This is a genomic window from Lentzea aerocolonigenes, assembly GCF_000974445.1.
GTDB lineage: Bacteria > Actinomycetota > Actinomycetes > Mycobacteriales > Pseudonocardiaceae > Lentzea > Lentzea aerocolonigenes.
The window spans coordinates 22,538-39,025 of record NZ_BBOJ01000014.1 but is presented as its reverse complement, the minus strand read 5'-3'; the positions used below and the strand labels follow the sequence as shown (position 1 = coordinate 39,025).

General features: G+C 68.2%; 17 protein-coding genes. 6 read left to right on the top strand and 11 right to left on the bottom strand.

Annotation, left to right across the window (positions count from 1 at the left end; all coding sequences use genetic code 11):
• Positions 1 to 69 precede the first annotated feature (69 nt).
• The 7 genes from asnB to AOM45_RS25695 all read right to left on the bottom strand — a co-directional run bounded on the left by asnB (position 70) and on the right by AOM45_RS25695 (position 7,217).
• Positions 70 to 2,004, bottom strand: coding sequence for an asparagine synthase (glutamine-hydrolyzing) (asnB, locus tag AOM45_RS25725; protein ID WP_030467740.1), 1,935 nt, complete (start codon positions 2,002 to 2,004; stop codon positions 70 to 72).
• A 190-nt stretch (positions 2,005 to 2,194) separates the two neighbouring features.
• On the bottom strand, positions 2,195 to 2,851 hold the full coding sequence (pdxH, locus tag AOM45_RS25720) for a pyridoxamine 5'-phosphate oxidase (RefSeq protein WP_030467741.1): 657 nt from the start codon (positions 2,849 to 2,851) through the stop codon (positions 2,195 to 2,197).
• A gap of 156 nt (positions 2,852 to 3,007) precedes the next feature.
• Entirely contained in the window at positions 3,008 to 3,709 is a 702-nt protein-coding gene (locus AOM45_RS25715; RefSeq protein ID WP_030467742.1) for an urease accessory protein UreD, read from the bottom strand.
• On the bottom strand, positions 3,706 to 4,341 hold the full coding sequence (gene ureG, locus AOM45_RS25710; protein WP_030467743.1) for an urease accessory protein UreG: 636 nt from the start codon (positions 4,339 to 4,341) through the stop codon (positions 3,706 to 3,708). Before ureG ends, AOM45_RS25715 begins: the two co-directional genes overlap by 4 nt.
• Positions 4,331 to 4,942 (bottom strand): urease accessory protein UreF, encoded by a 612-nt coding sequence (locus tag AOM45_RS25705; protein ID WP_030467744.1) that lies wholly within the window; start codon positions 4,940 to 4,942, stop codon positions 4,331 to 4,333. The genes ureG and AOM45_RS25705 overlap by 11 nt, the downstream gene beginning before the upstream one ends.
• A complete protein-coding gene (locus AOM45_RS25700; protein ID WP_030467745.1) occupies positions 4,939 to 6,621 on the bottom strand; it encodes an urease subunit alpha in 1,683 nt (560 codons plus the stop codon). Before AOM45_RS25700 ends, AOM45_RS25705 begins: the two co-directional genes overlap by 4 nt.
• Positions 6,618 to 7,217: an urease subunit gamma gene (locus AOM45_RS25695; RefSeq protein WP_051783389.1), complete on the bottom strand. Its 600-nt coding sequence runs from the start codon at positions 7,215 to 7,217 to the stop codon at positions 6,618 to 6,620. The genes AOM45_RS25700 and AOM45_RS25695 overlap by 4 nt, the downstream gene beginning before the upstream one ends.
• Positions 7,218 to 7,361: 144 nt before the next feature.
• Between AOM45_RS25695 and AOM45_RS25690 the strand changes: the two genes are divergently transcribed.
• The 6 genes from AOM45_RS25690 (at position 7,362) to serC (ending at position 13,069) form a co-directional block, all read left to right on the top strand.
• Entirely contained in the window at positions 7,362 to 8,186 is an 825-nt protein-coding gene (locus AOM45_RS25690) for an ABC transporter ATP-binding protein (protein WP_030467747.1), read from the top strand.
• Positions 8,183 to 8,983 (top strand): ABC transporter permease, encoded by an 801-nt coding sequence (locus tag AOM45_RS25685; RefSeq protein ID WP_030467748.1) that lies wholly within the window; start codon positions 8,183 to 8,185, stop codon positions 8,981 to 8,983. The genes AOM45_RS25690 and AOM45_RS25685 overlap by 4 nt, the downstream gene beginning before the upstream one ends.
• Positions 8,920 to 10,017, top strand: coding sequence for a sensor histidine kinase (locus tag AOM45_RS25680; protein ID WP_051783391.1), 1,098 nt, complete (start codon positions 8,920 to 8,922; stop codon positions 10,015 to 10,017). Before AOM45_RS25685 ends, AOM45_RS25680 begins: the two co-directional genes overlap by 64 nt.
• Complete coding sequence (locus AOM45_RS25675; protein WP_030467750.1) at positions 10,014 to 10,616, top strand: response regulator; 603 nt, start codon at positions 10,014 to 10,016, stop codon at positions 10,614 to 10,616. Before AOM45_RS25680 ends, AOM45_RS25675 begins: the two co-directional genes overlap by 4 nt.
• Positions 10,617 to 10,778: 162 nt before the next feature.
• Complete coding sequence (locus tag AOM45_RS25670; protein WP_156093823.1) at positions 10,779 to 11,663, top strand: hypothetical protein; 885 nt, start codon at positions 10,779 to 10,781, stop codon at positions 11,661 to 11,663.
• Between the two features lie 278 nt (positions 11,664 to 11,941).
• Positions 11,942 to 13,069, top strand: coding sequence for a phosphoserine transaminase (serC, locus tag AOM45_RS25665; protein ID WP_030467752.1), 1,128 nt, complete (start codon positions 11,942 to 11,944; stop codon positions 13,067 to 13,069).
• A gap of 102 nt (positions 13,070 to 13,171) precedes the next feature.
• Here serC and AOM45_RS25660 read toward each other — a convergent pair whose 3' ends face one another.
• From AOM45_RS25660 to AOM45_RS25645, 4 genes are read right to left on the bottom strand one after another with little or no spacing between them, the layout of a single operon-like run.
• A complete protein-coding gene (locus tag AOM45_RS25660; RefSeq protein ID WP_081902144.1) occupies positions 13,172 to 14,284 on the bottom strand; it encodes an ABC transporter permease in 1,113 nt (370 codons plus the stop codon).
• A 29-nt stretch (positions 14,285 to 14,313) separates the two neighbouring features.
• On the bottom strand, positions 14,314 to 14,964 hold the full coding sequence (locus AOM45_RS52425; protein WP_030467754.1) for an ABC transporter ATP-binding protein: 651 nt from the start codon (positions 14,962 to 14,964) through the stop codon (positions 14,314 to 14,316).
• A complete protein-coding gene (locus AOM45_RS52420) occupies positions 14,961 to 16,004 on the bottom strand; it encodes a peptidoglycan-binding domain-containing protein (RefSeq protein ID WP_030467755.1) in 1,044 nt (347 codons plus the stop codon). The genes AOM45_RS52425 and AOM45_RS52420 overlap by 4 nt, the downstream gene beginning before the upstream one ends.
• Positions 16,001 to 16,486, bottom strand: coding sequence for a hypothetical protein (locus AOM45_RS25645; protein ID WP_051783395.1), 486 nt, complete (start codon positions 16,484 to 16,486; stop codon positions 16,001 to 16,003). Before AOM45_RS25645 ends, AOM45_RS52420 begins: the two co-directional genes overlap by 4 nt.
• Positions 16,487 to 16,488 lie beyond the last annotated feature (2 nt).

Below are 16,488 nucleotides of genomic sequence, written 5' to 3'. Positions count from 1 at the left end.
GTGGCCACATCGTTAGCCTATGACAACTAACAAGTCTTTTATGTGAACCTGTCGCCAACGCCACTGGGTCTACAGGCGCACCGGGTAGACCGGCTCGGGCACCTTCGGGCTGATCCGCCCCTCGACGAAGATCCCGTGCCAGATCATGAAGCAGAGCACCGACCACAGCTGCCGGCTCCGGTCGAACTGCTCGGACTTGTGCTCCGCGAGCAGGTCCAGCACGGCGTTCTTGTCCAGCAGGTGCCCGGTCTGCGAGTCCGCGATGATCCCCCGCGCCCAGTCGTACATCTCGGCCCGCAACCAGTGCCGGATCGGCACCGGGAACCCGAGCTTGGGCCGGTTCAGCACGTGCGCCGGAATGATCTTCGCCAACGCCCGCCGCAACGCGTACTTCGTCGTGCCCTCGGTGAGCTTCTGGTCGAGAGGCACCTCGGCAGCGATCTTGAAGACCTCGGGGTCGAGGAACGGCACGCGCAGCTCGATGGAGTTGGCCATCGTCACCTTGTCGGCCTTGACCAGGATGTCCCCGCGCAGCCACGTGAAGAGGTCGACGTGCTGCATGCGAGCGACCGGGTCCCAGTCCTCCGACTCCCGGTACCAGGGCGCCGTGACGTCCTGGAACCCGACGCCCTCCTGGTACCCGGGAAACACCGCCCGCACCTGAGCGTCACTGAAGTTGCGCGCGTTCCCGTAGTACCGCTCCTCGAGCCTGAGCGACCCGCGCCGCAACAAGTCCTTGCCGCGCACACCTTCCGGAATGGACTTCGACACCGCACCCATCAGCTTGCGCACGCCACCCGGCACCTTCTCGAAGGGCGCCAACGACAGCGGCTCGTGGTAGATCACGTACCCGCCGAAGAGCTCGTCCGCTCCCTCACCGGAAAGCACGGCCTTCACGTACTTGCGCGCCTCCTTGGCGACGAAGTACAACGGCACCAACGCCGGGTCCGCCACCGGATCGTCGAGGTACCAGAGGATGAGCGGCAGCTCCTCCATCATCTCTTCTGCCGACACGGTCCGGACCACGTGCCGCACCCCGATGGCCGCCGCGGTCTCCGCGGCGACATCGACCTCCGAGTACCCCTGCCGATCAAACCCGCTGGTGAACGCGATGAGGTTCGGGTTGTGCAACTTGGCCAACGTGGCCGTGGCCGTGGAGTCGATGCCGCCGGACAGGAACGCCCCGACCGTGACGTCCGGGTCCGAGATCATGTGCTTGGCCACCGAGTCCCGCATGACCTCGGCGATCCGCTCGTACAACGCCTCGGCCTCGTGCTCCCCGTTGACCGGCCGAGGAGCGAACACGGGCTTGAAGTACCGGTTGAACAACACCGGCCCGCCAGGCGTGACCTTGAACGACGTCCCGGACTCCACCCGCCGAATCGCCTTGTGCAACGACTCGGGCTCCGGCACGTACTGCAACACGAGGTAGTGCTGCAACGCCTTCTCGTCCAGCTCCTGACTGATCCCGAGCACACCGGTCAGCTGCAACAAACTCTTCTTCTCCGAGGAGAACGCCACACCGCCGGGCCCGGACGCGTAGAACAACGGCTTGATCCCGAACGGATCCCGCGCGCCGAACACCACGCGCTCCTGCGCGTCCCAGATCATGAAGGCGAACATCCCGCGCAACCGCTTGACCCAGTCGCCCCCGAGGAAGTGGTACCCGGCGACGATCGACTCACCGTCGCCCTCGGTCTTGAACTGGGCCCCGAACTTCATGGCCAGCTCGGCCCGGAGCTCCTTGTAGTTGTAGATCTCCCCGTTGAAGTTCAACGTGTACCGAGTGGGGTTCTCCGGCGGCCCCCAGACCAACGGCTGGTGGGAGTGCTCCAGGTCGATGAACCCGAGCCGGTTGAACCCGTAGACGACCTCGGCATCGGCCCAGGTGTCCTGCTCGTCAGGCCCCCGGTGCCGCTGGCAACGCAACGCCGCTGCCACAGACCCGCGAGCGGAGACCGCAGCGGCCTCGGTAGAACAGATGAGTCCGAGCACTCCGCACACTGAATCGCACCTCGTAGCTAGCCGTTGCCGAAAGCCCAGTATGCCGAAGCAGACGCCCCACCCCGCCACACGGTTGCCTGAGGTCGGCGAAGGGCGCCTTCATCCACGTCAGGTGGATGAAGGCGCCCTTGATCACGCAAAAGGGGCGCTTCCCGCCCACAGGAAGCGCCCCATCGCAAAAGCTCGAACCCTACGGAGCGACCCGCTCCAACGACCACCCGTCCCGGCCCAGCCGGAACCGCAGCCGATCGTGCATCCGGTCCCGCCGGCCCTGCCAGAACTCGACCTCCTCAGGCCGAATCCGCCACCCACCCCAGTGCGGCGGCACGGGAATCCGCTCGGTCTCAGCGAACTGCCGCTCGATCTTGTGCAGAGCGGAATCCAATGTGGACCGCCCGGACACGACCCGCGACTGGGGCGAAGCCCAGGCCCCGATCTGAGACCCCCGCGGACGAGAGTTCCAGTACTCCGCGGTCTCCACCGGCCCGACCTTCTCCACCACGCCCCGCACGTGCGCCTGACGCTGCATCGCGAACCACGGGAAGGTCGCAGAGGCGTACCGGGTAGCCATCAGGTCGTGCGACTTGTTGGAGGTGTAGTTGGTGAAGAACACCAACCCCCGAGCATCGAGCCCCTTGGCGAGCACCGTCCGAGACGACGGCCGCCCCTTGACGTCAGTGGTGGCGAGCACCATCGCGTTGGGCTCCGGCAGCCCGGCACCGCTCGCCTGGTCCAGCCACAGCTGGAGCTGTTCGTGCCAGGTGGCGGCAAGCTCCGACTCGCTCAGCGAGCCCTGCTCGTAGGACACGCGCATCGCCGGTAGTGCGATGTTCGTGGTCTCCGTCATCGGCGAACCTCCAAATGGCGGGCAGAACTCGTGGTCCCTGGACCCGCGACCATACGCACGGCGACCCGATCCCGAAACCGCCTGCGCGGTGATGACCACCACCTGAACGGTGACTGTCCGTGCAAAGAACAGTTCTGGATCGAAACCGGGATCGAGTCAGATGGCGTCGAGCACACGTGTGACGGTGACCACGTCATCACCCAGTGCGGTGGCAAGGGTTCCGCCCGCTGCCAAGGGAACGACGCTCCACCACTCACCGCCACCCTCGGCGCGGTCCACCGCGTCGAGCACCAGCTCGGTGCCGACGACCCGTCTTCCGGCCAGTCCCGCGGGGGACGCGTCGACCGCCGGGTCGCCCACGACGAGCTGCTGGTGCAACAACGGCTTGCCGCAACGGGTTGCGCGCACCAGCGTCGAGAGCGAGCCGGACTTCTCGCCGGACCGGCCGAGCACCAGGACCTCCCGAGTTCGCAACTCTGCGTGACCGTCCAATTCGGCCTCCACCACTGCGGTGTGGTTCGCCCGGCTCGTGACGACCGTCGGCTCGGGGAGGTAGCGGACGGAGCCCGAGACGACGAAACGAACCACAGAGGACGAAAGCGCGCCGGACGAACCGGGCAGCAGCAGGGTCGCCGCGACGCCGCGGAGGTCCAGCGACGCACCGGGGCCCACTTCGACCGTCAGCGACAACGTGTCGCCGCCCAGCGGTGCCGTCACCGAGCTCACTAGGTGCACCAGCGCGACGGGGCCCACGCGCCGGTGCGGCACGAGGGTCAGGGGTGACTGGGAACGCAGGACCCGCACGACGCTGTTGCCGTGCGAGTCCAGCTCCACCACCAACCGAGCCGAGGCCTTCACAGCTGGGCCAGCACCCACTTGGCGACCTCGGGAGCGTCCGGGGTCTCCACCAGCGACTGCGCGATGACGGGCAGCTCGCCGCGCATCCGGTGCGCGTCGGAGATCATCACGTCCATGTCCGCGCCGACGAACGGCGCCAGGTCCACCTTGTTGATGACCAGCAGATCGGCGGTCGTGACACCGGGACCGCCCTTGCGCGGCACCTTGTCGCCGCCGGCCACGTCGACGACGAAGATCTGCCGGTCGACGAGACCACGCGAGAACACCGCGGTCAGGTTGTCGCCGCCGCTCTCGATGATCACCAGGTCGAGGTCGTGGAACCGGTGCTCCAGGCGTTCGACGGCGTCGAGGTTCGCGGTGATGTCGTCGCGGATCGCGGTGTGCGGGCAGCACCCCGTCTGCACGGCCTCGATGCGCGACGGGTCCAGCACGCCCGCGCGACGCAGGAAGTCGGCGTCCTCGGTCGTGTAGATGTCGTTCGTGACGACCGCCAGCGAGAGCTGCTCGCCCAACGCGCGGCAGAGTGCGGCCGTCAGCGCGGTCTTGCCGCTGCCGACGGGACCGCCGATGCCGATGCGGGGCGCCTTGCCGTGGTGGTGATCATGCGGGTCGGGCCCGTGGTTAGCTCCCAAAGAGACGCACCCCTTCACGTCGAACATGTGCCTCGGCCAGGAGATCCAAGGCAGGTGAACCGAGCGCGGGCAGTTCCTTGCACGCCCGCGAGGCGACGTCCTGCACGGGCAGCGCCGCCACGATCGCGTTGACCCCGAACGGGTCCAGTCCGAGCAACCTGACCGCTGCCGACGCCGGTCCGCTCACCGCGAGATAGGCGCAGGTCAGCGCGGCCTCGTACGGTTCGCCGACCAGCAGGCCGATCACCAGCGGCTGGTGCGGGTTCGGTGGCAGCAGGTCCAGCTGCGCGTGTGGCCACGCCCGCCGGGCAGCGCGCAGCATGCCGCGGCCCTGCGCCCGCGAGGCCTCGCGCTGGGCGGGCGACGGCGTGCGGGCGTCCAGCTCCGCGTCGAGCCGGCCGAGGTCGCCACCGCGAGCCGCCGCGGCCGCGAAACCCGCCGCGAGCAGTCCCGCGGTCAGCAAACGGCCGCGCAGGAACGACTCCAGCGTCGGCTCGTCGTGCACCAGACCACGCGCGGCGGCCTCCTCCAGGCCTCCGGAGTGCACGTGGCCGCCACCGGGGAACCGCGAGTCGGCGAGGATCAGCGCGGTCAGCATCAGAAGAGGAAATAGCGTTGGGCCATCGGCAGTTCCGCGACCGGAGACGGCTCCACGAGATCACCGTCGACGTGCACGGCGAAGCTGTCCGGATCGACCCGCACGTCCGGCATCGCGTCGTTGAGCACCATGTCGGTCTTGGTGACCGAACGGGTGTCGGTCACGGCCATCACCCGCCGCGCGTACCGGTCCGCGATCCCGGCGTCGATCGCCTCGGGCGCGACGAAGAACACGCTCGACGCCGCCCCGGCCGTGGCACCGAACATCGGCCGCGCCCACACCGGTTGCGGCGTCGGGATGGAGGCGTTGGCGTCACCCATCGCACCCCACGCGATGAACCCGCCCTTGAGCACCACCGACGGCCGCACGCCGAAGAACTTGGGCTCCCACAGCACGAGGTCCGCGAGCTTGCCCACCTCGACCGACCCGACCTCGTCCGCGATGCCGTGCGCGATGGCCGGGTTGATCGTGTACTTCGCGACGTACCGGCGGGCGCGCAGGTTGGCGTCCATCGACCGGCGCGACTGCATCACGTGCGCGGTCTGCCAGGTCCGGATGATCACCTCGCCGACACGGCCCATCGCCTGCGAGTCGGACGAGATCATCGAGATCGCGCCCAGGTCGTGCAGCACGTCCTCGGCCGCGATCGTGGTCGGCCGGATGCGCGACTCCGCGAACGCCAGGTCCTCCGGCACCGACGGGTTGAGGTGGTGGCACACCATCAGCATGTCGAGGTGCTCTTCGAGCGTGTTGACGGTGTGCGGGCGCGTCGGGTTCGTCGACGACGGCAGCACGTTCGGCAGCGACACCACCCTGATGATGTCCGGCGCGTGCCCGCCGCCCGCACCCTCGGAGTGGTAGGCGTTGATCGACCTGCCGCCGATGGCGTCCACAGTGGACTCCAGGAAGCCGGCCTCGTTCAACGTGTCCGTGTGGATCGCGACCTGCACGCCGGAGGAGTCGGCCACCCGCAGGCACGCGTCGATCGCGGCCGGCGTGGTGCCCCAGTCCTCGTGCAGCTTGAACCCACCCGCACCGCCGGCGAGCTGCTCTCGGAGCGCCTCCTCGGAGACCGTGTTCCCCTTGCCCAGCAACAGGACGTTGATCGGCATGTGGTCCATCGACGTCAGCATCCGGTCGAGGTACCACGCACCGGGCGTGACCGTGGTGGCCTTCGTGCCCTCCGCGGGACCGGTGCCGCCGCCGACCAGCGTCGTGAGGCCGGACGCCAGCGCCTCGTCCACGATCTGCGGGCAGATGAAGTGCACGTGGCAGTCGATGCCGCCCGCGGTGAGGATCTTCCCGTTGCCGGACAGGATCTCCGTCGACGGCCCGATCACCAGGTCCGGGTGCACACCGTCCATCGTGTCCGGGTTGCCCGCCTTGCCGATGGCGACGATCCGCCCGTCCCGCACGCCGACGTCGGCCTTGACGACACCCCAGTGGTCGAGGATCACCGCACCGGTGATGACCAGGTCGGGAGCGCCCTCGGCACGGGTCGCGATCCCCTGCCCCATCGACTCGCGGATCACCTTGCCGCCGCCGAAGATGACCTCGTCACCCGAGCCGGCGCCGCGGCTGCGGTCCTCGGTGACCTCGATGAACAGGTCCGTGTCGGCGAGCCGGATCCGGTCGCCGACGGTCGGCCCGAGCAGTTCGGCGTAGCGCTCGCGGTCGATCATCGCTGCAACCCCCGGACAATCCTCAACCCTGCCAACGGAACCAGCGTGACCTCGCGCTCGACGCCGGGCTCGAACCTGGTGGCCGTGCCCGCGGGGATGTCCAGCCGGTAGCCGAACGCCTGGTCGCGGTCGAACTCCAGTCCGGTGTTGACCGACGCGAAGTGGAAGTGCGAGCCGACCTGGACGGGCCGGTCGGCGACGTTGACCACGGTCAGCGTGACGCGCGGCCGTCCGGGGTTCAGCTCGACGGGCTCGGAGCCCACGACGACCTCACCGGGCGCGGGCCCCGCGGAGGGCGCGATGGGGTGGTGCACCGTGACGAGCTTCGTGCCGTCCGGGAACGTCCCCTCGACCTGCACCGAGTCGATCATCTCCGGCACGCCGCGCATCACCTGCTCGGGCGCGAGGACCGTCCGCCCGCTCTCCATGAGCTCACTGACCGTGCGGCCGTCCCGCGCGCCCTCCAGCACGTGGTCGGTGATCAGCGCGACGGCCTCGGGGTAGTTGAGCAGCACCCCGCGTTCGAGCCGGCGCCGGGCCACGTCGGCGGCGACGTGCACGAGGAGCTTGTCGCGTTCATGCGGCGTCAGATGCACCCGATTGTTCTAACACGCGAAAGCTCGCTATCGAGGAGTGGAAACACGGCCGAAACACGGTCGCGTGTCCACCGACCGGTTGACAACCGGAGTCAGCGGTGCGGTCGTCCCGGCAGGTGCCCTCGAAACCGCAGGATTCACCCCATGAACGCGATTCGAGTGCGGGGCCTGAAGAAGGCCTACAAGGGCCACCAGGCGGTGGCAGGGGTGGACCTCGACGTCGCACGGGGCGAGGTGTTCGCGGTCCTCGGACCGAACGGCGCCGGGAAGACGACGACGGTGGAGATCCTGGAGGGGCACCGCGGCCGGGACGCCGGTGAGGTGAGCGTGCTGGGGGACGACCCCGCCAGGGCCGGCCGGGTGTGGCGGTCGCGGCTCGGGATCGTCCTGCAGAGCGCGAGCGACGCCGCGAACCTCACCGTGCACGAGGCCGTGCGGCACTACGCGAAGTACTACGCCGACCCGCGTGATCCGGACGAGGTGATCGAGCTCGTCGGGCTGGCCGAGAAGGCGAAGTCCCGCGCCGGCACGTTGTCCGGAGGTCAGCGCCGGCGGCTGGACGTGGCGCTCGGCATCATCGGCCGCCCCGAGCTGGTGTTCCTGGACGAGCCGACCACGGGCTTCGACCCGGAGGCGCGCCGGCACTTCTGGGGCCTGATCAAGTCGCTGGCCGCCGAGGGCACCACGATCCTGCTGACCACGCACTACCTCGACGAGGCCGAGGCGCTCGCCGACCGCGTGGCCGTGCTCGCGGGCGGCCGGATCGTCGCCGAGGGCACGCCGCAGACGTTGAACGGCCGCGCCCACGCCGACGCCACCGTGCGCTGGCTCAGCGACCGCGGCTACCAGGAGGTCCGCACCTCCGAGCCCACCAAGGTGATCGCCGAGCTGTCGCGCCACGGCGAGCTCGCCGAGCTCACCGTCACCCGTCCGTCGCTGGAAGACGTCTACCTGGAGCTGATCGCGTGACCGCCGTTGCCACTCTGCCCGGAACCTTCTCGCTCGGTCTCTCGAGGGGTGCGACCGAGCTGCGGGAGTTCTTCCGGCAGAAGGAAAACCTCATCTTCACGGTGTCGCTGCCCGCGATCCTGATGCTGCTGCTCGGCACGGTCTACGTGAAGGAACCGGCGGCAGGCCAGATGTTCGCGGCCAGCATGATCGGCGCCGGCATCATCTCGACGTCGTTCGTCGGCCTGGGCATGAGCGTCGTGGCCGACCGCGAGGACGGCACCCTGAAGCGCCTGCGCGGCACGCCGATGCCGTTCACGTCCTACTTCATCGGCAAGATCGTCCTGGTCTTCGTGTCGAGCCTGGTCGAGGCCGTGCTGCTGATGGCCGTCGCGATGCTTCGGTTCGACGTGGAACTGCCTTCCACCGCCCAGAAGTGGTTCACGTTCGGCTGGGTGTTCGTGCTCGGCGTGATCTCGTGCTCGCTGATCGGTGTCGCGCTGAGCTCGATCGCCAAGTCCACCCGCAACGCCGCGGGCGTGCTGAACCTGCCGTACATCGTGCTGCAGTTCCTGTCCGGCGTGTTCATCAGCCAGGCGGTGCTGCCGGAGTCGCTGCGGGTCACGGGTTCGCTCTTCCCGTTGAAGTGGGTGTGTCAGGGTTTCCGCTCGGTGTTCGCACTGGACGACGGCTACGCGGTCATGGAGGCGGCGGGATCATGGGAGCTCGGCAAGATCGCGCTGGTGCTCGGGGCGTGGACGATCGCAGGTCTGCTGCTGGTGACGCGCACCTTCCGCTGGAGCAACACAACCAGCTGATCACCTGGTACGTGCTCTTCACGATCACCCAGGTCACCACGCTGGTGATCGTGATGCTGGACCGCGACCCCCTCGCCGAGCGTCTCTCGGCGGCGGGGTTGCTCGTCCTGAACGCCCTGTGGTTCGTCGCGTACGGCAAGAAACTGGTCGAACGCGGCGAGGACGACTGGCGCGGCTTCGTCTACGCGGCGGGTTCGCTCGTCACGTGGGCCCCGGCGGTCTGGCTGACCGGCAACGCCACGTTCGCACTGTTCGGCCTGGTACCGCAGATCTACATGGTCCTGCCGCTCTCGTGGGCGATCTACCCCGCGGCCGTCTTCGTGTTCACGCCGCAGATCCTGACCTGGCTGGCTGGTTCCGACGCGGCACTGCCGTGGGCAGCGGCGTTGCTGATCATCGGCTTCTCCCAGGCGTTCGGCTGGGCGATCAGCAGGATCGCCCACCAGAACAAGCAACGCGGCGAGCTGCTGGAACGCATCGAGGCGCTGACCATCGAAGCCGAACGGGCCCGCTGGTCGGCCGACATCCACGACACGCTGGCGCAGGGCTTCACGTCGATCATCACGCTGCTGCAGGGCGCAGAGCCCAACGTCGGACTGGCACTGCAGACCGCGCGGGAGAACCTCCGCGAGGCCAGGGCCCTGGTGGCCTCGAACGCACCGTCGCCACTGGACGGTTCGTCGCTGGAAGACGCGTTGCGGCGCTTGGTTTCCGGGGTGGCGCTGCCGTCTTCGTTCCGGGTGATCGGCGACCCCGTGTCGTTGCCGACGGCGGTCGAGGTGGTCCTGCTGCGCACCGTCCAGGAGGCCCTGAACAACGTGACGCGGCACTCGGGCGCCTCGCGGGTCGACGTGGTGATGAGGTTCGACTCCGACGGCGTCTCACTGGAGGTGCGGGACGACGGCCGCGGGTTCGGCGACGCTCTGGAAGGCTTCGGCCTGCGCGGCATGCGCGCACGGCTGGAACAGGTGGGTGGGACGCTCTCCCTGTCGTCGGACGAGGGGGCGTCGGTGCTGGTGGAGGTACCGCTGTGATCAGGATTCTGCTGGTGGACGACCACCCCGTGGTGCGTCAGGGCCTGCGCGGAATGCTCGTGGCCGACGACCTCGTCGTGGTCGGCGACGCCGGTTCAGGCTCCGAGGCCATCTCTTTGGCTGCTGCTTTGAAGCCGGACGTCGTGCTGATGGACCTGCGCATGCCGGAGATGGACGGCGTGGCGGCCACCGCCCGGATCGTCGGAACCGGTCCGCGGGTGCTCGTTCTGACCACGTACGAGACCGACTCGGACATCCTCCGCGCGGTGGAGGCCGGCGCGTCGGGGTACCTGCTGAAGGACTCGACCACCGAGGACCTGATCGCGGCGATCCGGGCGGCTTCTCGGGGGGAGACGGTGCTGGCGCCGTCGATGGTGGCGAAGGTCGTCGGCCAGGTGCGCACGCCGCCGCTGTCCGCGCGGGAGGCCGAGGTGTTGCGGCTGGTCGCGAAGGGGATGTCGAACGTCGAGATCGGACGGACGTTGTTCATCTCGGAGGCGACCGTGAAGACCCACCTGTTGAGGATGTTCAACAAGCTCGGGGTGTCCGATCGGACGGCGGCGGTCACCACGGCGATGGATCGGGGCATGCTCCAGTAACGCGATGATGTCACCGGATTAGTGCACAACGGTGAAAGCGCCTATCGCCGCGGCGGCCGTTCGAGTGCCGCACTCTCACGAACCGCACATCGGCGCAAGAATCTGTTCATTCGACTACCACGGGCAGTCACCTGCGCTGTCGCGACATCGTCGGGGGAACAGGTGCTGCGAGAGACAATTCTTTTTCTGGAGGAATTCCTCCAGACCCGCGGCACACCGGCGGTGGCGAAAGCCGTGCTGGGCATCATGTCGTTCGCCGTGCTGCTGGGCGCGGTCCTCGGCAGCACCGCCATCAAGTCCGGCGCCCTGGTGGCGGCCATCCTCCTCATCGCGGTCGCCGGAATCGCGCTGATGACGAGTCTCGGTGCCGAACGCCGCGAACAGGCGGTGCAAAGGGAGCTGCTGTCCCGCTACTGCAACCAGCTCGACAAAGTGCGGCCCAGCTATCAGATTCTCGAATGGAAGGAAACCATCGTCATCCGTGACGGCGGCGACGCGGACACGAAGTTGACGATCAAACTCCGCCCTCTGGGGCCCGACCTCTTCTTCATCCGGATGAAGTTCGGCTGCGGTTGGCCGCAATCAGCCAGGTATCGACGTCAGGTCAAGATGACCGTGCGCACTCTTCTCGTGGACGGCTCTTCCGGCACCACCCTCCACACGACCCTGTCGTGGCCGAAGGACGGCGTCGTGTCGGCAGTGATCCACTTCCACGAGCCGCCGCGGGAAGGCGCCGAGATCTCGGTCGTCATCGAGCTGCACTGGCCGAAGCGGTGTCAGCCCCTGGTCGACGGATCACCGGACGAGTTCACGCTCATGTTCGCGCAGCCGGTCACGCACGCCGTCTACCGGATCGTCCTGCCGCCCGGCGACGACGTCTACCTGGAACCGATCGGTCCGCTCGACGTCGGTTACGACCTGACCAAGACCTCGGACGACCTGGACAGGCGCATCATCACCTGGGAACTGTCCAACCCGCCCGTACGGCAACGCGCCGGCGCACGGCTGGAGCTCAGGAAGAATCAGCACGCGAGCTCACGCAGCTGACGAAGGAGGGTCAGTCGTCCTCGTCCGTGGTGCCGGAGTTCCCACCCATGTCAGCCCACATCCGCAACACCGAGCTAACCCTCCGTAGTTCTTTTTCCAGCAGAGGTTGCGGACGGTACACAAATCACCCGCCATGATCAACTCCGGGTCGTCAGTGGACAGTGACCCAGGACACCCGGCTGACACCTCCCGGCCACCCGCCTGCAACACTGTGAACTCCGGCAACGGCGCCGGTCAGGTCCCCCAAGCACAGTCGATCGCCCCGGAGGCGTGACCACATGACCCAGACCGCCGATCCGACCACGTTGGTGCTTCCCGCCGAGCTCAAGCCGTCCGACGGCCGCTTCGGCTGCGGGCCGTCCAAGGTGCGCCCCGAGGCCGTGCAGGCTCTCGCGTCCGAGGGTGCGGCCCTGCTCGGCACGTCTCACCGGCAGAAGCCCGTCAAGAACCTCGTCGGCCGAGTGCGTTCCGGGCTGCGCGAGCTCTTCCAGCTGCCCGAGGGCTACGAGGTCGTGCTCGGCAACGGTGGCACCACGGCGTTCTGGGACGCGGCGTCGTTCGGGCTCGTGCGGGAGACCGCTCAGCACTTCACCAACGGTGAGTTCTCGTCGAAGTTCGCCAAGGTCACGCAGACCGCGCCGTTCCTGAAGGACTCGCTGGTCACCAAGGCCGAGCCTGGCACGGCGCCCGAGCTCTTCTACGCCGAGGGTGCCGACCTGGTGGGCTGGGCGCAGAACGAGACCTCGACCGGTGTGGCCATGCCGGTCACCCGCATCGACGGGGCAGGTGACGCGCTCATCGCGATCGACGCCACGTCCGGCGCGGGTGGCCTGCCGGTCAAGGCCGAGGACTTCGACGTCTACTACTTCGCGCCGCAGAAGTCGTTCGCGAGCGACGGCGGCCTGTGGCTCGCCCTGATGTCGCCCGCCGCGCTGGCCCGCGTCGAGGAGCTCAAGGACCGTTGGGTGCCGGAGTTCCTGTCGCTGCCGACGGCGCTCGACAACTCCACGAAGGACCAGACGTACAACACGCCGTCGGTCGCCACGCTCTTCCTGCTGGCGCACCAGATCGACTGGATCAACGGCAACGGTGGTCTCGAGTGGTCGGTCGCGCGCACCAAGGACTCGAGCGACCGGCTGTACTCGTGGGCCGAGAAGACCGCCTACACCACGCCGTACGTGGAGAAGGCCGCTGACCGCTCGCAGGTCGTCGGCACGATCAACTTCTCCGACGACGTGGACGCCGCCACCGTGGCGAAGGTGTTGCGCGCCAACGGGATCGTCGACGTCGAGCCGTACCGCAAGCTCGGCAAGAACCAGCTGCGGGTCGCGATGTTCCCGGCCATCGAGCCGAACGACGTCACGATCCTGACGCAGGCCATCGACTGGGTCGTCGGCCAGCTCTGATCACGTGACGAACGGCGCTTTTGTCCACCCCAGGTGCACAAAAGCGCCGTTCGTCGTTTCCGTACGGGAGGGCACCATCGGCGGATCGGTGCGCCCCCTCTCTCAGGCGAGTGCTTCCGTGGGCGACTGGCGAGCCGCCCGCACCGCTGGATAAACGCCGGCGATGGCGCCGATGGCGACGGCCGCGCCCACTCCCCCGAGCAGGGCGGGCCAGGGCAGTGCCGCCGGCCACTTCTGGCTGATCGAATATCCGGCCGTGACCGCGATTCCGACGATCACGCCGACCAGCCCGCCGAGGCCGGACAGCAGCACCGACTCGGTGAGGAACTGCCACCTGATCTGCCGCCGGGTCGCCCCGAGCGCCCGCCGCAGACCGATCTCCCTGCGCCGTTCCAGCACCGAGATCACCATCGTGTTCGCCACGCCGACGCCTCCCACCAACAACGCGACTCCGCCCAGTCCCAGGAACAGCGCGTTGTAGGAGCTCTCCGCCAACTGCTGGGCCTCCAGCGCCTCGGACGGCCTGGACACCTTGACCTCGTTGGACTGCTGCGGGTTCAGCGTCGGGCCGAGGAGCTTGCGGACGTTCTCGACCTGGTCCTCCGAAGTGCGCACGTAGACCGTGTTGGCGTGTCCCTCGAACCCGAACGCCTCCTTCGCCGCCTCCCAGCCGATCAGCGCGGACCTGTCGATCTCCGGCGAGAGCGGCAACGGCCCGAGGATGCCGACGACGGTGAACCACTGGCCGTCGATCCACAGCTGCGTCCCGGGCTTGTCGACGCCCAGACGCGAGGCCGCGGTGCCCCCGAGCACCACCGACTTCTCGCCCGGCGACAACCACCGGCCCGCGCGGACCTCCGCGTTCAGCACCTTCAGCAGGTCCTGCTCCGCCGCCTGCACCTGCAACCCGAGCGTGTCGCTCGTGGGCACGAGGTCGTTCTTGCGGACGCTCGCGGAGATCTTGCCGGTGGCACTGGCCGCCGACACCGCGCCGATCCGCTTGGCCATCGGCACCGCCGTCTCCGGCAGCTTCGCGTCCTGGCCGAAGAAGTCCTGCCCCGGCGCGGCGGTCAGCAGGTTCGTGCCCAGTTTGGACATCTTCTCCCGCAACGCCGCGGCGCTGGAGGAGGGAATGCCGACGACGGCGACGACCGCGGCGATGCCGATCGCGATGCCCAGCGCGGAGAGGATCGCGCGCATCGGGCGGGTGCGCATGCCGAAGAAGCCGAGGCGCAGCAGGTCGATCACACGATCACTCCGTCCCGCACCTCGATGCGACGCGGCGCCCACGCCGCGATGTCCCGGTCGTGCGTGATCAGCACGACCGTGGTGCCGTCGGAGTTCAGCTTCTCCAGCAACTCCAGCACTCCCGCGCCGTTCTGCGTGTCGAGGTTCCCGGTCGGCTCGTCGGCCAGGAGAATCCCCGGCGTGTTCACGACGGCACGTGCGATCGCGACGCGCTGACGTTCGCCGCCGGACAGCTCGTGCGGCCGGTGCAGCGCGCGGTGGATCAGGCCCACTCTGTCCAAAGCGGACATCGCGAGGGCACGGCGCTTCGAGCGCGGCACGCCGGCGTAGACGAGTCCGGACGCCACGTTCTCGATCGCCGACAGTCCATCCGTGAGGAAGAACTGCTGGAACACGAACCCGATCGTGCGGGCGCGCAGAGCCGACAAGTCGTTGTCCGACAACGAGGACACGTCGTGACCGTCGATCTCGACCGTGCCAGAGGTCGGCTTGTCGAGCGTGCCCATCAGGTGCAGCAGCGTCGACTTCCCCGAGCCGGACGGACCCACGATCGCAAGCATCTCGCCGCCCCCGACGGTCAGAGAGACGTCGCGCAACGCCTGCACGCCACCGGGATACGTGCGGCTCGCGTGGTCGACGGTGATCACTCGGTGGTCACCACCTTCATGCCCTCGCGCAGGCCCTCGCCCTGCACCTCGACCTGTCCCTTGGCGAAGATGCCCACGGTGACCGGGATGGTCTTGCCGTCCTCGGTGACCAGGCCGTAGCCGCCCTCGTTCAACGCGAGCAGCGCGCCGATCGGGACGGCGAACACGTTCTGCTTCTTGGCCACCGTGAAGAGCGCCGTGACGTTCGCGCTCTCCAGTCCTTCCGCGGCCTTCGGGTCGTCGACGGAGATCGTGAGCACGATCTTCGGCTTCTGGCCCTGGTTCGGGTCGCCGGCGGTGCGGGTGATGCCGGTGATCGTGCCGGTGGTGGGCTTGCCGCCGACGATCGACAGCTCCACCTTCTCGCCCTGCTTGGCGAGGCGCTGCTTGGCCTGGTCCAGCTCGACGGTCACCGCTCGTTCGGTGCCGGTGACCTTCATCAGGTCGCCGCCGGCCGGTGCGCCGAGCTGGCCCGTCAGTGACGCGACGCGGACGGCGCCCGGCTGGACGACGACATCGCCCTGACCGAGTTTTCCGTTCTGCTCCAGGCCGTTCGCCTTCTGCCACTTCTTCAGCGCGGTGGCCGTGTAGTAGGTGAACTTCTCGTCGGGGCTGCCGAAGTCGGAGAACCCCAGGGCGGCGAGGTTCTCCTCCACCACCTTGACGTCGGGGCCGTTCGACATGCCCTGTTCCAGGTCGCGGTAGAGCGGCATCGTGCCGTAGAACAGCGGCACAGGTTTGGCGTCCACCCAGTACACGGGTTTGCCCTGCTCGATGACGGAACCCTGGGCAGGCAGGCCGGTGACGGTGCCGCTTTTCCGGCCTGCCACACCGCGATCCGCGCCGAAGCCGAGCTGGCCGTTCACCGACTGCTGGTCGGCCAGGTTCGTCTTCTTCACCGGCGCGGTCTTCGACGGGTCGTTCCGCAACGGCTCGGCGTTGGCCCGGTTGGCCGCGACTCTCGTGAGCACCACGACCGAACCTGTGCCGAGCACCACCGCGGCCACGAGGGTGGCGATCAGAATCTTCCTGCGCTTCATCCGACGGCCCGGCCCATCCGCATCTCAGGCAGGCCGCAGTCCTTCATGTCCTGCTTGACCTTGTCGTCGTCCAGGTTCGGCAGTTCCATGGTCTCCGCCGCGCCGCCGCCCTCGAACTTCGGGTCGGGCCAGTTGTAACCCTTGTCCCGCATGCACTTGGCCTGCTGACGCATCTTGTCCTGCTCCTCCGGCGACGGCGGTTTGAACTCGCCGCCGTCCTTCAGGTACTGCTTGCAGGCCTCGTGCGCGCTCTTGAACTTGCCCTCGTCCAGCGGACCGCTGTCTCCGGGCGAGGCCTCGATGACCACACCTCCGCCCTCACCCTCCTTCGGGTCCGGCATGTTGACCCCGTTCTCCCGCATGCACTGGGCGAACTTGATCGGGTCTTCCTTGTTCTCCTTGCCGGCGTTCGACTGCTCTTTCGCGCCGCACGCGGTGAGCGCCATGAGCAGGGCCAGCAGCACTGCGATGGTGGATTTCACGA

What these genes read in the sequence shown, in the direction of transcription:
- AOM45_RS52420 (WP_030467755.1), bottom strand. Translation starts at nt 16,004, where the DNA reads ATGAAGCGCAGGAAGATTCTGATCGCCACCCTCGTGGCCGCGGTGGTG.
- pdxH (WP_030467741.1), bottom strand. Translation starts at nt 2,851, where the DNA reads ATGACGGAGACCACGAACATCGCACTACCGGCGATGCGCGTGTCCTAC.
- serC (WP_030467752.1), top strand. Translation starts at nt 11,942, where the DNA reads ATGACCCAGACCGCCGATCCGACCACGTTGGTGCTTCCCGCCGAGCTC.
- AOM45_RS25700 (WP_030467745.1), bottom strand. Translation starts at nt 6,621, where the DNA reads ATGATCGACCGCGAGCGCTACGCCGAACTGCTCGGGCCGACCGTCGGC.
- AOM45_RS25660 (WP_081902144.1), bottom strand. Translation starts at nt 14,284, where the DNA reads ATGCGCACCCGCCCGATGCGCGCGATCCTCTCCGCGCTGGGCATCGCG.
- AOM45_RS25690 (WP_030467747.1), top strand. Translation starts at nt 7,362, where the DNA reads ATGAACGCGATTCGAGTGCGGGGCCTGAAGAAGGCCTACAAGGGCCAC.